Raw genomic sequence first — 13,386 nt, 5'->3', positions numbered from 1 at the left:
GGCTCAGGCCGGTCCGGAGCCGTTGCGGTAGTAGCCGTAGTCAGCATCGCGCACCGGGGCCGAGATCGAGCGATTGAGGATGGTGCCGACGATCGGCACCGGGCTTATGGTACGGACGATCTCGCGAAGGGCATCGCCGGTGGTGCGGCCTTCCTCGGCGACGATCAGCATGCCGTCGACATGGCGGGCGATCAACGCCAGATCGTCGCTGAGGATCGCCGGGGGCGTATCGACGATGCGGATGGTGCCGGTGTCCACGGCCTGCCGGTTGTGCAGCGCCAGGCCCAGCGCATTGGACGCCAGCAGCGCTTCCGCCGTGTCACGCTGGCGGCGGACGCGGTGGACTGTCAGGTCCAGCCCCTGAATCCGGGCCTGGGTGGCGCTCCACGGGCATTCGCCGGCAAGGTAGTCGTCCACGCCCGCATAATCGTCCGGCAGGCCCAGCCGCGCACCCAGCGCCGGACGGCGCAGGTCCAGTTCGATCAACGCGGTCGGGTGGATGCGGGCCAGAACCAGCGCAAGGTTGGCGGCGATGTGCGTCTTGCCGTTGCCCGGCTCTGCCGAGGTCACTGCAAAGATCCGGTCGCCGCTGGCACGCGCATGGTCGAGCAGGGCAGAGCGGATCATGGTGAAGGGATGCAGTTCGCTGCCCGGAGGCGCGAGGCCGACGATGTGGCTGGCGGCCAGATGATCCGGATCCGGCGCGAAGGTGATCCCGGCAGCGGCGGGCACTTCAAGGCCGCCCTGCGGAAGGAATGGCATTTCAGCGTTCATCATCCTGCTCCCTGCATGGCGGGCGAATAGGCGGGCTTGCCGAAGCGGGGCCACGCAAACCCGGCCCGGCGAGAGGATGCGGCGCGTGCTCTGTCCGAAACGGCACCGAACACCGGCGCGGCGACCGCACGGCGAAGGCTTTGCGTGCCGTGGATGGTGCCGTTGAACATCTCGCGCGCGACGATCAGGCACAGGCCCGCCATGAATCCGGCGGCGATCCCCATCAGCAGTACCATCCAGGCCTTTTCGCCCAGCGGATGCAGCGGCAGGCTGGGGGGATCGACCACGGTGAAGCGTTCGCCTTTGTCCTCCGACTGGAGGTTTGCGGCCACTTGCGCATCCAGCTGCTTTTCGCGCAGCGAATCGTACTGGCGCTTGATGTTGTCGTATTCGCGCTCGATCGTGTTCAGTTCGTAGGCGGACTGCGGGGCCTGCGCCACGCGCCGGTCGAGGTCCGCCATCGTCCCGACAAGCTCGGCGCGGCGGGCCGCCAGCGTGGCGATGCGTTCGCGCCCGGCGGCGATCTCGGCCTCGATCAGGGTTTCCCCGCGTCCGGGCTGCTGGCGCATGATGGTGCGCTGGCGTTCCACTTCGGCGCGCGCCGCGATGACGTCGGGGAAAGCCTCGGAATGGGTGGACAGCAGGCGGACCAGCCTTTCCTCGGCATGGTGCAGGTTCTCCACGCCGGAGGGGGCCTGCGTGATTTCCTGCTGGCGCGCGGCAAGCAGGGCGGACTGCTGGATAAGGCCCTGCGTCTCGGCATCGGTGCGCGAAATTTCGGCGCGCATCGCCGAACTCGACTGCGAACTGAGCGATACGTCGGTGGGCAGCGAACCAGCATAGCGCGCCTCGACGCTCCGGCGCTTTTCCGCCAGTTCGCGCAGCTGGCGGCGCAGTTCGTCCGATCTGCGGGCCAGGAATGCGGCGGTGCCGGTCGCCTGCTCGGTGCGAAAGCGTTTGTCCTCCACTAGGAACTGCCGGGTCAATTGCCCGGTCACGGCCTGTGCGGCGTGGGGATCGCGATAATCGAACGAGAGGTTGAACGCGATCGTGCTGTTGCGTCCCTGGGCCTGGTTTGCCGCGACGAGATTGACGCCGATCCGGGTGCGCATCAGGTCGAGAAGCTTGGGATATTCCATCGTCGCGCGCTCCTTCGGATAGAGCCGGTTGCGGGCGATGAGGCGGGTCAGGCTTTCGCGGCTGAGGATTTGCTGGCGGATCTTGGCGATGCGCTCGTCGGCGACTTCGGTGATGGGCGAGGCGATGAGGCTGGGCGGGATCTGCGGGGAATCGATCAGCAGCGATGCGCTGGAACGATAGACCGGTTCACGCAGGGCAACGGTTGCCCCGGCAGCGGCGGTGCCCAGCAGGGTCGGCACGATCAGCCAGCGCCAGCGACGACGGATCATCGCCAGAATCTCTGCGGGATAGATGCCCAACGCGTCAGGTTCGGTGATGGGCGGGACGGGTGTCGAAGCGGTTCGGGTCATCGGCTGGGTATCCGGAAGGAGACGCCGACGCGCACGGTCCAGGCGTCCAGCGGCTGACGGGACATGCCGGTGCGGCGGTCGAAATCGACCCCGGCATGAAGGGTGAACCGGCGGTCGAGCCGGTGCTCGTAGGCGGACGAAAGGCGCAGCACGCTGGCCTCCCGGCCGAACGTGGGGCCGGGCGCGCGGCGATAGTCCGCCGCTGCGCTGAGGGAGCCGCTTTCGCCGGTCTGCAGGCTGAACGTGGCGTTGAGCGCCTTTTCGCGGCGGATACCGCCGAAGCTGGTGACGACCGGCGACACCCGCCCCGACAGGCACACGCGCAGGCGACGCGGGTCGTAGCACAGGATCACCGTCGCGGTGGGCTGGGCGGGCGTGTTGTTGCGCCGCCCGTCCGTCTCGCGCCGGTCGATCCGGGACAGGCCGGCCTCCGTCTCCACAGAAAGGTGCTGGGCCAGACGCGTGCCTGCCTTGAGTACGAGGATCGCCGAGTCCGAGCTTGATCCGTCGGTGGAGTCGCTGAAGGTGCCAAGGCCGCTCAGGCCGATCCACGATGTGGACGAAAGGCGCCGTTCGTAGCTCAGCGCGAAGCTGGTGGCGTCGATCTGGCTGAGCAGCTGCGAATTGCGCGGCGCGATCCGGTCCCATGTCACGCGGCCGATGACCGTCGTAAGGGCATCCGGGCGCCACCGCACGTCCTGCCGGGCCTGGTACCGCTCCTGCAGGCTGACCGGATCGATCGCTGCGTCGATGCTGGCGACCTGCGCCTCCAGCGGCAGGACGCGGGCGTAGGACAGGCCGCTGTGCAGGGCCAGATGCTCGCTGCTGCGGTGATCCAGCGCGATGTCGGCGTTGCCGGTGACGAAGCTGCCGTAGCGCCGGGCATAGCGGCGATGCGCCAGCCTGCCGTCGAGGTCCAGCGTGGTCTTCGGGCCCACGCCAAGCACCGCCCCGCCGGTGGCCGAGATTTCGGTGGCGGCGTTCATGTTCCGGTCGTCGGTCACGAGGAACGGGTTGCGGCCCCCCAGCACGGTCATGTCGAACTCGATGTGGGGTGGTTCCTCCTGCGCCCGTGCGTCCCAAGGGGCAAGGGCGGAAGCAAGGGCCGGCAGGATGAGCAGAGGACCACGGCGCGCGCCCGTCACGGGATCAGCAGCACGTCGCCGCTCTGAAGCGTCGGCAGCGGCGTGGCCAGGGCTCCGGTATCAAGCGAGCGGCTGCCCTTGAGCAGCTTGCTCAGCCGGACGCGTTCCATGACCTGCCCGGTCGGCGTCTGGCGCATGATGACCGCGCCGCCGGTGTCGGCGAACTCCGCGATGCCGCCCGCCATGCTCAGCGCCTGCAGGATGTTGGGCGCAGAGCCGCTGGTGAAGCTGCCGGGCGTGCGAACCTTGCCCAGCACGTAGAAGCGGGTGCCATCCGTTTCGCGCACGGTGACAGTGACGTCGGGCGGCCCGGCCACGTAGTTGAGCGCGATGCGGCCCCGGATCTCGTCGGCGATGTCGCTGACGTTGCGGCCATCGGCGCGGATGGTCCCGGCCAGCGGGAAGGCGAAGGTGCCGTCCGGCTGGACCAGAACCTGGCGCTGCATCCGCTCCTCGCCCCAGACGAAGACGTCGAGCTGGTCGCCCGCCTTCACGGTGTAGCGCGCGGCGACGGCGTTTTCGGGTAGCACCGCCGCAGACTGGGCCGCAGACACGGCGGGTGCTGCAGCCAGCGCAGGCTGGGCGGTCAGGGTCAGAGCGGAAAGAATAAGTGCGGCTTTGCAGAGCGGTGCCTGCATGCCGCGTGCATCGGTCGAATGGAACATGGCTAACCCCCACAGCTGCCATCGGATGACGATATGGAAGAAGGCTACGCTCCGTTTGCGCTTCCGAAAATTATCCGATTGGGGGGCGGGCTTGTCCGTGGTGAGAAACCCGCATCATTTCGGCGAGAGAATATCGGGAGGGATTTTCTCCAAGGGCGGTAACGGAGCGCAGTTGCCCGGCAAGACCGCCACGCCGCGTCAGGGCATGATCGCGCGAGGGGAGGCACGATCATGTCGCTTGAAAACCTGAACCTTGCCGGGACGGAAGTTCCGGTGCCGCTGGACGCCATCGCCGCTGCCGCAGGGCATTCGGCACGACCGGCGCACGGGCACGATGTCGAATTCCTTGACCTCGACTTCACGCCGGTCGATCTACCCACGGTGCTGGACGCGGTGTGCAATCGGCCGCCCTCGGCGCCGTTCAGCTATATCGTGACGCCCAATGTAGACCATGTCGTGCGGCTGCTGCGGCGACGGTCGGACTTGTGGCCGGCGTACCGGGACGCCTGGATGACATTGTGCGACAGCCGCATACTGGCCCGTCTGGCGCGTGGCGAAGGGCGCGAGCTGCCGGTGGTGACGGGCAGCGACCTGACCCTGCGCCTGTTCGAGCAGCGCATCGCGCCTGACGACGCCGTCGCCATCCTGGGCGGAAGCGAGGCCACGGTGGCGCGGATCAGCGCGATGTACGGGCTACGCAACGTCAGCCACTACAACCCGCCCATGGGCTTCATCAAGGACCCGCGCGAAGTGGCCCGGGCGGTGCGTTTCCTGGTGGATGCCGGAGCGCGCTATTCGTTTCTGGCGGTGGGATCGCCGCAGCAGGAGATCATCGCCCGGCGCGTGGCGCGGGCGCGGGGAAGCCGGGGCATCGGCTTCTGCATCGGCGCCAGTCTGGAATTCCTGTCCGGAGAGCAGGAACGCGCGCCGGTGGTGATGCAGCGGCTGTCGCTGGAATGGTTCTTCCGGCTCTGCTCCAACCCCCAGCGGCTGTGGCGGCGCTATCTTGTGGAAGGGCCGCAGATATTCCGCATCCATCAGGTCTGGCGCAGCCGCCTGCCGATGCCTTCGCGAACGCCGCTGCCCGGCTGAGCCTGATGGTCCGGGGGCGAACCATGAGGCGCGGGGCGGCGCTGGCGATGGTGGGTGCGGCGGTTTCGCTGCCTGTCCTGCTGCATATGGGCGGCGGGTTGCAGGCAGCCGACGCGCCGCCGGCCCGTTCGCCTGCCCGTCCGCCGACGCGGGTGGGCATCAACCTGTTCGGGGCGCAGTGGCACAACCGGCAGCAGGTCTTCGCCAACATGATCGCGCAGAGCGAGTGGATGGAATCGCGCGGGGCCGGGTGGAAGGCATTCCCGCCCGGCCAGCTGGACGCGATGGGCTGGGTGCAGCGGCTGGAACCGGGGCAGGTGGCGCCCCGGCTGCTGGCGCTGCCATCCGCCCCCTATCGCAAGGTCGCGGTGCGCTGCACGTTCCGGGGAGGCGGCGAACTTGGTGCCGGGGGCATCGCGCAAGTCAGCGGACGCGGGCGACAGGACGTGAGGCTGACGCTGAACCCGACCGGTGCCGAGGGCGAGATGGGCTGGATCGAACTGCGCCGCACCGATCCGCGCGATCCGCTGCGCGACATCGACTGCCGCACGGACGGCACTCCGGTGGCGGCAAGGTTCGATCCGGAGTTCGTGCAGTCGCTGTCGGGCTTTGCGGTCCTGCGCTTCATGGACTGGCAGCGCACCAACGACAACGCGCGCATCGCGTGGGACCGGCGCACGTTGCCGCAGTCCTCCTCGCAAGTGGCGGCGGCAGGCGTAGCGGTGGAAGACATGGTGGATCTGGCGAACGCGGTCCACGCCGACCCGTGGTTCACCATGCCTTATCACGCCGACGGGGCGTACCTGCACGGCTTCGCGCGGCTGGTGCACGACCGGCTCGACCCAGACCTGAAAGTCCATGTCGAACTGGGCAACGAAGTCTGGAACACGATGTTCGCCGCAGCCCGCGATGCCGGGCAGGAAGGGCTGGCCCGATCTCTGGGCGACGGCGATCCGCACCGCGCCCGGATGGAGCGCTATGCCCAGCGGATGACGGACGCGATGCGGGTGTGGACGCAGGTCTATGCCGATCGTCCGGGCGCGCTGGTGCGGGTCTGCGCCACGCAGAACGCCAACCCGGACCTTGCGCGCACGGTGCTGGGATTCCGCGACACGGCCCGCTGGGTCGATGCGCTGGCGACTGCGCCTTACGTGGGGACCGACCTTGCCGGATACGGGCCCGGAGACGTGGATCGCGTCTTTGCGGCCATGCCCGGCGCCCTTGCCGAGACATTCGAGAAGGCCGCCGAAAACCGGGCCGTGGCGGCCACTTACGGCAAGCGCTACATCGCGTATGAGGGCGGGCAGCATCTCGTCACGCCGGATCTGGCGCTGGCGCGCGCGGTGCAACGCGATCCGCGGATGGGCGCGATCTACGACCGGTATCTGACGCAGTGGCGCAGCCGCTTCGGCGACACCATGGTCCTTTACGCATCGACCGCGCCGATCTCGCAGTGGGGCGCCTGGGGCCTGAGCGAGCACGGCGGCCAGCCCCTTGCCCAGGCGCCCAAGCTGCGCGCGGTGCGCAACTTTCTGGAGACCACCCGGTGAACGCAGGACGATCCGGTTTCACGCCCTGGACCATTGCCGGGATGCTGGCCGCTGCGGCGATCCTCTTCGCGGTGGCAAGGCCGGGGTTCTATGGCGCCTGCGTCAGCACGGCCTGCGTGCTGGGCTTTGTAAAGTCGCTAAGGCCCGATCTGCGCCAGGACATGGCGGTGCGGGCGGTGCTCATCACCTTCTTCATGCCGGCGATCGCCTGGGTGCTGCCCAGCGTCTGGCTGCTATACTTCGTCATGGCGCTGTGGGTGCCGATATTCGCCCGCCGGCCCGACCAGATCGCCGGCGTCTATCTGCACAGCCTGCTGCTGCTGCCGGGGCTGGACCTTGCCGTGGAGCCGGGCGGCCTCAAGCTGTTCGAGGTGGGCGTGCACGATGCGCTGGCGCTGGGCGCGGTGGTGGCGATACGCCGGACGGGCGGCGGCGCCAGGATTGCCGGCAAGGACGATCTGCGGGTGGCGCTGCTGCTGCTGGTGCTGGTCTTCGCCTCTGCGCGAAGCACCAGCTTCACGCATTTCCTGCGCACCACCATCAACATCGCCTTCGATTTCGGGCTGCCCTACTACATCCTGAGCCGCGCGCTGGGCCATGCATCCGCAATGCGCTCGGCCATGCGCTGGTTCGCCTGTTCGGGTACGGCGCTGGCGGGGATACTCGTGTTCGAAGCCTGGCAGAGCTGGCCGATGTATAACGAACTCTACTGGCATTACGGCGTGCAGATGCTGCTGATCGTCAAGTCGCGCGGCGCGATGATGCGGCCGGGGGGGCCGTTCAACGAACCGACCTCGATCGCGCTGGTGATGGTCCTGTGCCTGTTCGCGCTGTGGCTGATCCGCGACGATTTTCGCACCCGCGTGCGGCATGGCCTGCTGTGCCTGCTGGTGTTCCTGGGCGCATCCACGCCGCAATCGCGCAACGCCTGGGTCGCCTTCGGCATCGCCGTGCTGCTGGGCGACGTCTTCCTCGGGCGATGGGCGGCGCTGGTCCGCAAGGTCGTGCCGACGGCGGCGGCGGTGACGCTGATCCTGGTCGCCGCGCAAGTCTGGCCCAGCTTCTCCGAATCGCTCGGCCTGTCGGGGCAGGGCAGCGACACCGCCGATTACCGCCGCGACCTGCTGCGGCGCGGAACCGAGGAATTCTGGGCCAGCCCTATCGTCGGCTTCTCGCGCGATGAGCTGGAAGTGCGGCTGAACGACATGCGACAGGGCGAAGGCATCATCGACTTCGTGAACACGTACCTGTGGTTCGCGCTGGTGGCGGGGGTGATCGGCCTCGTCGCATTCCTCTGGAACCTTGGCGCGCCGCTGTTCAGCCTGTGGCGGCGGCGCGGTCTGGCCGAGACGGCGATACCGGCGGTCTTCGTGTTCGGCTGTCTGGCGGCCCTTGGCGCGACGCTGTTCTTCACGTTCTTCGCCACGCGCATGGCGTTCCTGACGCTGGGCTTCATGGGCTTTGCGGCGGCGATCCGGGCGGCGGGCCGGGGGCAGACGGCAGCACCGCCGCCGCCCCGGCCATCGCCGCAGTTCGTCGGGCCAATGGCCGTTGCTGCGTCCTAAACCGCACCCAAGTGGTGGCGTATCACCTCGCTGCGATGGGCGAAGACATGCTCATCGGTAAAGGGAGCGCCATCGGCGCGGGCGTTTGCGACAAGGCGTGAAAGCCGTTCCCGATCCCCCGCCAGCACCGCAATTTCGTGGGCAAGGGCGGCCTTTTCCCCCATCGGCACCAGCACGCCACCACCATGCGCGGCGATCAGATCCTCAGGGTAGGCGCTGGCATATCCCGCGATCGGGCAGGCCGATGCCAGCGCCTCTATCAGGCATCGCGGCGATTCGGGCGTCAGGTGGCAGAACTGGAAGACGTGGGCGCTGCGCAGTTCCTCCAGAATCGCGGCGCGGTCCGTGACGAAGCCGGGCATCTCCACCCGGTCCTGCAGTCCGGCGGCGGCGATGCGCGCCAGCATCTGCGGGCGCTCGGACCCGTCGCCCAGCCACCGCGCGCGAAAATCCACGCCCATCGCGGCCAGCCGTTCCAGCACCTCGATCCAGTCCAGCGGACCTTTCATCGGGTCTGCGCGGCCCACGTAAGTCAGCCGCAGCGGGCCGTGCCGGGCGTCGTCCAGCTTTGTCGAAAGGCGTGCCGGATCGATGTGATCGGCGGGGGCCAGGTGGATGTCGTGGACGATCTCGCTCGGCCCGGACGCGAACGGCGCATAGGCGTCGTAGGTTTCCCTGCCGTGGAACAGCCCCAGCGAAGCCCGCCCGATCACCGCGCGTTCCAGCCGGGCCATCGGCCGGTGCGTCAGCCTCGCCCGCAGCCTTGCCCGCCAAGGCCCGTCGCCCAGCGACCGGCGCACGACTTCGGATTCCACCCGGTCGGTCCACACGGCAAAGGGCCGGCCCATGCCATGCGCGGCAAATCCGGCGACCGCGCCCCAGTCCCCGAACAGCCCGCCGATCGCGAAGCTGAGCCAGCGGGCTTCGCCGATCAGGGCGCGGATACGTTGCCGGGTGGGAGCAAGCTGGCGCAGGAACTGGTCGGGCCGATAGGCCATCGGCAGCGGCTCAAGGCGGACCTGGTCAAGCGTTCCGGCCGCTTCCGCTACCGGAACCCAGCCACGCGGAGCAGGGTCGGGGCTAAGCGGCATCATCACCACCACGCGCGAAAAGCTGCGCGCCCATAGCCGCAGGCCGTTCATCGCCTGCGATTCGATCAGCAACCCGCCATCCGCCCCACGGTGGAGGGGCACGGGCGCATAAAGCAGCAACGTGTCGTTATCCGGCGCAGGCGTCATTAATCGGCTCCCCCGTATGTCGTGTGATGTTTCCCCGGCCTCAGACGATCAACGGCGACAGCAGCAGATGCGCTGCCGCACCCAATCCGATCCCGGCCAGCCCGGCCGCAAGGAACAGCGCCTCCTGCCGCAGGTCCAGCAGGCCGACCTGCCACAGCCGCGTCCACTTGGCGGCCAGCGCGGCCAGTTCGATTGTGCCGACCGCCAGCACCAGCCCCAGCTGTCCACCGGTCAGGTATCCCAGCGGACCCATCGTCGCCAGCCAGACCAGCTTGGCGGTGTTCGCCTCCAGATAGGCGCTGATCCGCCCGGTCGCGATCAGGCTTTCGTGAGCCGCGTTGGACGGCATCGCCAGCAGCGAGGAGATGCACAGGATCTGCATGTAGAGCGCCGTTTGGGCATAGGCGGGATCGTAGAACACGCCGATGATAAGCGGCGCCCCGCCGATGATCCCGCCCGTAAGCACGGCATAGAGCAGTGAAGGCAGGCGGCGCCGGGCATAGAAGCGCGCGCGCATGTCCGCCGCTCCATCGCGCCACAGCGCGGCATAGGCCGGCAGCAGCACGCGGCTGGTATAATTGCTGGCGAAGGCCAGCGGCGCCGAGGCTAGATTGCCCGCCAGCACGTAGAACCCGAAATGGTCGAGCGGCATGAACCGGGCCAGCACCAGCTTGTCGCACTGGGTGATGAGCAGGAAGATGATGCTCGACCCTGTCATGTAGCGGGAAAAGGCCCAGAACTCGCGCAGTGTCTCGCGTTCCAGCGCGAACGCGCGGCGGGCGTCGGGGAATACGGTATAGCTGAGCACCGATTTCACCGCGGTGCCGATGAACATGCCGCCCAGTATCGCCCAGTACGTGGGCCAGGCCCATGCAAGGGCGGTGCTGGCGACGATCTGCACCGCCAGCGCCGCCAGCTCCACGCCGGACAGACGCAGGATGCGGCGGGTGCGCAGCGCGGTCAGCAGGCTGGTGGAGGCGGTGCCGTCCAGCAGGAAGATCAGCGAGGACACCGCGATCAGCGGCGCCAGTTCGGGCCGTCCCAGCGCATGGGAAACCGGTACCGCCATCAACGCCAGCGCCATCGTCAGGATGGCGGAGCGGATCACCGCCACGGTCCAGACGGTGTCCAGGAAGCCTTTGCGGTCCCCGTCCTTCTGCCGCACCACGAACCCCTGAAAGCCCAGATCGCTGAGCAGCACCACGGTCAGCTGCAGCGACGTGATGACGCCCGAGATGCCGAACACCTCGGGCGCCAGCAGCCGGGTCAGGATCATGCTGCTGACCGCACGCAGCAGGTTGGTCAGGATGACGGAGGCGGCCACGACGTTGGTGTCGCGCAAGGCCGCATCGCGCAGGCGATCGACAAGGCGCAGGCGGGGCGCCGGCCATCCGGTGCCGGAAGCCTGCATGGTCATTGCGCGGCGCGCTGCCTTGGATTCACGCGGCAATCTCCTTGAAGGCACGGGTAATGCACGAGCATCGTCGCCCGGCAAATCGATGCCGAAATCTAACGGCGGGGCCGGATCGGTGTCGATCATGAGAACTTCCAAGGGAGTTTCACGTCTGCCCCGATTCGTACGCCCCGCGTACCCTTGGGCCTCACACGATTGCGCGCCTGCGGGCGTGACGGCGGCTGAGCGGGGGATCGGATGGCGCTTCTGGAATTGACGGGCGCTGTGGCATGGTGGGTCGCGGCGGCGGCGGGATTGCCAACGGCAGTCCTCGCGGTTGAGTGCCTTGCCGGCGCGCGGCGGCCCCTGCCAAAGGCGCCGGGAACGTCTGCGGCGCCGCCCTTCATCGTGGTGATGCCCGCACATGACGAAGCGGGCGGGATAGAAGCCGCCGTGCGCGCTGCCCGTGCGCAGCTGCGCGATGGCGACGAACTGCTGGTGGTCGCCGACAACTGCACCGACGATACCGCCGCAAGGGCGCGTGCGCCGGGCGCCACGGTGATCGAGCGCTGCGACCCGACCTTGCGCGGCAAGGGCCATGCACTTGAATTTGCGCGCGCGTTCATCGCGGCGCACAGGACCGCCATGCGCACGGTGATCGTGCTGGACGCCGATTGCCGCGCCGCGCCCGGATCGCTGGCTGCACTGGCGGTGACGGCGCAGGCGCGCGATGCTGCGGTGCAGGGGGTGTTCCTGCTGGACCCGCCGCCCGACACCGCAGGGCCGAACGTCCGGATTTCCAGCTTTGCGTTTCTCGTCAAGAACCTGGTGCGGCAGCAGGGACTGGCGCGCTTGTCCGGGGCGGCGCTGCTGCATGGCTCGGGCATGGCATTTCCGCGCGCGATGTTCCTCGGCATGCACTGGCCCGGCGGCTCTCTGGTTGAGGATCTGGAGATGGGCCTGGACCTGCTGCTGGCGGGCCACCGCGTGATCGTGGAGCCCGACGCCCGCGTGCTCAGCGCGCCGAGTTCGCAGGACGGCACCGCAGGGCAGCGCCGCCGATGGGAGCATGGGATGATGCAGACCGCCGGACGGTACCTGCCCCGTCTGCTTGCCGGGTCGCTCCGCCGCCCGGCACTGGCGGTGGTGGCGCTGGACCTGATGGTGCCGCCCACGGTCCTGCTGGCGCTGTGCTCCGCAGGGGCTTCGGCGATTGTGCTGGCCCTGTCCGGCCTGTCGGCACCGTTGCTGGCGCTGGGCGCGGTGCAGGCCGCCGCCGTTGCCGGGCTTCTGCGGGCTTGGTGGCATCACGGGCGGGGGGTGCTGCCACCGTCCGTGCTGGGTCGGCTGCCCGGTTACGTCGTCTGGAAATTGCCGCTTATCGCCCAGTTCCTGACCCGCCGCGAACGCGAGTGGACCCGGACGGAGCGGCTGCCGTGATGCGCGTCGGCTTCGTCATCATCGGGCGCAACGAAGGCGCGCGGCTGGCTGCCTGCATCGCCAGCGTTATGCGGACGGGTCGCCCGGCGGTCTACGTCGATTCCGGCTCCACCGACGGCAGCGTGCGCCGCGCGGCCAATTGCGGATTGCCGGTGTTGGAGCTTGACCCACGGCACCCCTTCACGGCGGCACGGGCGCGCAATGCCGGGTGGCGGCAGCACCTGCGGGACGATCCGCAGATGGAGGCGGTGCACTTCATCGACGGTGACTGCGAACTGGTGCCCGGCTGGCTGGACAAGGCGGTGGACGCGCTTCAGGCCGATCACCGCCTTGCCGCCGTTTGCGGGCGCCGACGCGAGATGGCACCCGATGCCAGCCGCTACAACCGGCTGTGCGATCACGAATGGAACACGCCGGTCGGCCCTGCCGAGGCAGTGGGCGGCGATGCGCTGGTTCGGATGGCGGCGCTGCGGCAGGTCGATGGCTATGACGACACCCTGATCGCGGGCGAGGAGCCGGACATGTGCCACCGCATGCGGCAATGCGGCTGGAAGGTCCGCCGCATCGAGGGCGACATGACCATCCACGATGCCCGCATGCACCGCCTGGGCCAGTGGTGGCAGCGCAACCGCCGCAGCGGGTATGCCACGGCGCAGGCGCTGGCGATGCGCGGTGCGCGCGATCCTCAGGCGGGGCGGGCGCTGCGGCGTCAGGTGCTGAGCAACGTGGCTTGGTCCCTGCCGCCGCTGTGGGCGCTCTGGCCGGTGCTGTGGTTGCGGATCCGCCGGCGCCGCGACGCGCTGCAGGCGACATGGCTGATCCTGGGCAAGCTGCCGCACCTGCATGGGCAGATCGACTACTGGCGCCATGCCCTGCGCAGTGGTCGCCGTTCGGCCCCAATGCGGATTATAGAGTATAAGTAATCCTGCACTGAAAACTTCCAAGTAAGCCTGCATAGTGAAAACAGGTGCGGGGTTTGCAACATGGCTTTGCGAAAATATCCCGAATACACTCGCATGACATTCTTCGAATGA

The 13,386-nt window shown here is 68.5% G+C and carries 11 protein-coding genes; 5 read left to right on the top strand and 6 right to left on the bottom strand.

Annotation, left to right across the window (positions count from 1 at the left end; translation table 11 throughout):
• Positions 1–3: 3 nt before the first annotated feature.
• Genes GGR40_RS08235 through GGR40_RS08220 form a run of 4 tightly spaced genes read right to left on the bottom strand, consistent with a single transcriptional unit; the run spans position 4 to position 4,074 of the window.
• Positions 4–762 carry a CpsD/CapB family tyrosine-protein kinase gene (locus tag GGR40_RS08235; protein WP_429275741.1) on the bottom strand — a complete coding sequence of 253 codons (759 nt, stop codon included), beginning with the start codon at positions 760–762 and terminating at the stop codon, positions 4–6.
• An 11-nt stretch (positions 763–773) separates the two neighbouring features.
• On the bottom strand, positions 774–2,264 hold the full coding sequence (locus GGR40_RS08230; protein ID WP_429275740.1) for a GumC family protein: 1,491 nt from the start codon (positions 2,262–2,264) through the stop codon (positions 774–776).
• On the bottom strand, positions 2,261–3,409 hold the full coding sequence (locus GGR40_RS08225) for a hypothetical protein (protein ID WP_429275739.1): 1,149 nt from the start codon (positions 3,407–3,409) through the stop codon (positions 2,261–2,263). Before GGR40_RS08225 ends, GGR40_RS08230 begins: the two co-directional genes overlap by 4 nt.
• Entirely contained in the window at positions 3,406–4,074 is a 669-nt protein-coding gene (locus GGR40_RS08220) for a polysaccharide biosynthesis/export family protein (RefSeq protein WP_429275738.1), read from the bottom strand. Before GGR40_RS08220 ends, GGR40_RS08225 begins: the two co-directional genes overlap by 4 nt.
• A 231-nt stretch (positions 4,075–4,305) precedes the next feature.
• Here GGR40_RS08220 and GGR40_RS08215 point away from each other — a divergent pair, with 231 nt between their 5' ends.
• The 3 genes from GGR40_RS08215 to GGR40_RS08205 are packed head-to-tail and all read left to right on the top strand — an operon-like array spanning position 4,306 to position 8,281.
• The gene (locus GGR40_RS08215) at positions 4,306–5,166 is read left to right on the top strand and encodes a WecB/TagA/CpsF family glycosyltransferase (protein WP_429275737.1); all 861 of its coding nucleotides are present in this window, start codon (positions 4,306–4,308) and stop codon (positions 5,164–5,166) included.
• 23 nt (positions 5,167–5,189) lie between these two features.
• Positions 5,190–6,716, top strand: a complete 1,527-nt coding sequence (locus GGR40_RS08210) for a hypothetical protein (RefSeq protein WP_429275736.1) — start codon at positions 5,190–5,192, stop codon at positions 6,714–6,716.
• On the top strand, positions 6,713–8,281 hold the full coding sequence (locus GGR40_RS08205; protein WP_429275735.1) for an O-antigen ligase family protein: 1,569 nt from the start codon (positions 6,713–6,715) through the stop codon (positions 8,279–8,281). The genes GGR40_RS08210 and GGR40_RS08205 overlap by 4 nt, the downstream gene beginning before the upstream one ends.
• Here the strand turns inward: GGR40_RS08205 and GGR40_RS08200 are convergent.
• Positions 8,278–9,519: a glycosyltransferase gene (locus GGR40_RS08200; protein ID WP_429275734.1), complete on the bottom strand. Its 1,242-nt coding sequence runs from the start codon at positions 9,517–9,519 to the stop codon at positions 8,278–8,280. The two genes, GGR40_RS08205 and GGR40_RS08200, sit on opposite strands and share 4 nt — an antisense overlap.
• Positions 9,520–9,559: 40 nt before the next feature.
• On the bottom strand, positions 9,560–10,936 hold the full coding sequence (locus GGR40_RS08195; RefSeq protein WP_429275733.1) for an oligosaccharide flippase family protein: 1,377 nt from the start codon (positions 10,934–10,936) through the stop codon (positions 9,560–9,562).
• 384 nt (positions 10,937–11,320) lie between these two features.
• Between GGR40_RS08195 and GGR40_RS08190 the strand changes: the two genes are divergently transcribed.
• A complete protein-coding gene (locus GGR40_RS08190; protein ID WP_429275732.1) occupies positions 11,321–12,352 on the top strand; it encodes a glycosyltransferase family 2 protein in 1,032 nt (343 codons plus the stop codon).
• Positions 12,352–13,275 carry a glycosyltransferase family 2 protein gene (locus GGR40_RS08185; protein WP_429275976.1) on the top strand — a complete coding sequence of 308 codons (924 nt, stop codon included), beginning with the start codon at positions 12,352–12,354 and terminating at the stop codon, positions 13,273–13,275. The genes GGR40_RS08190 and GGR40_RS08185 overlap by 1 nt, the downstream gene beginning before the upstream one ends.
• Positions 13,276–13,386: the final 111 nt, after the last annotated feature.

The sequence above is a fragment of the Novosphingobium gossypii genome (assembly GCF_050433305.1).
Taxonomy (GTDB): Bacteria; Pseudomonadota; Alphaproteobacteria; order Sphingomonadales; family Sphingomonadaceae; genus Novosphingobium; species Novosphingobium gossypii.
The sequence above is the reverse complement of the archived record's forward strand: the minus strand, read 5'-3'. Positions and strand labels throughout refer to the sequence as shown.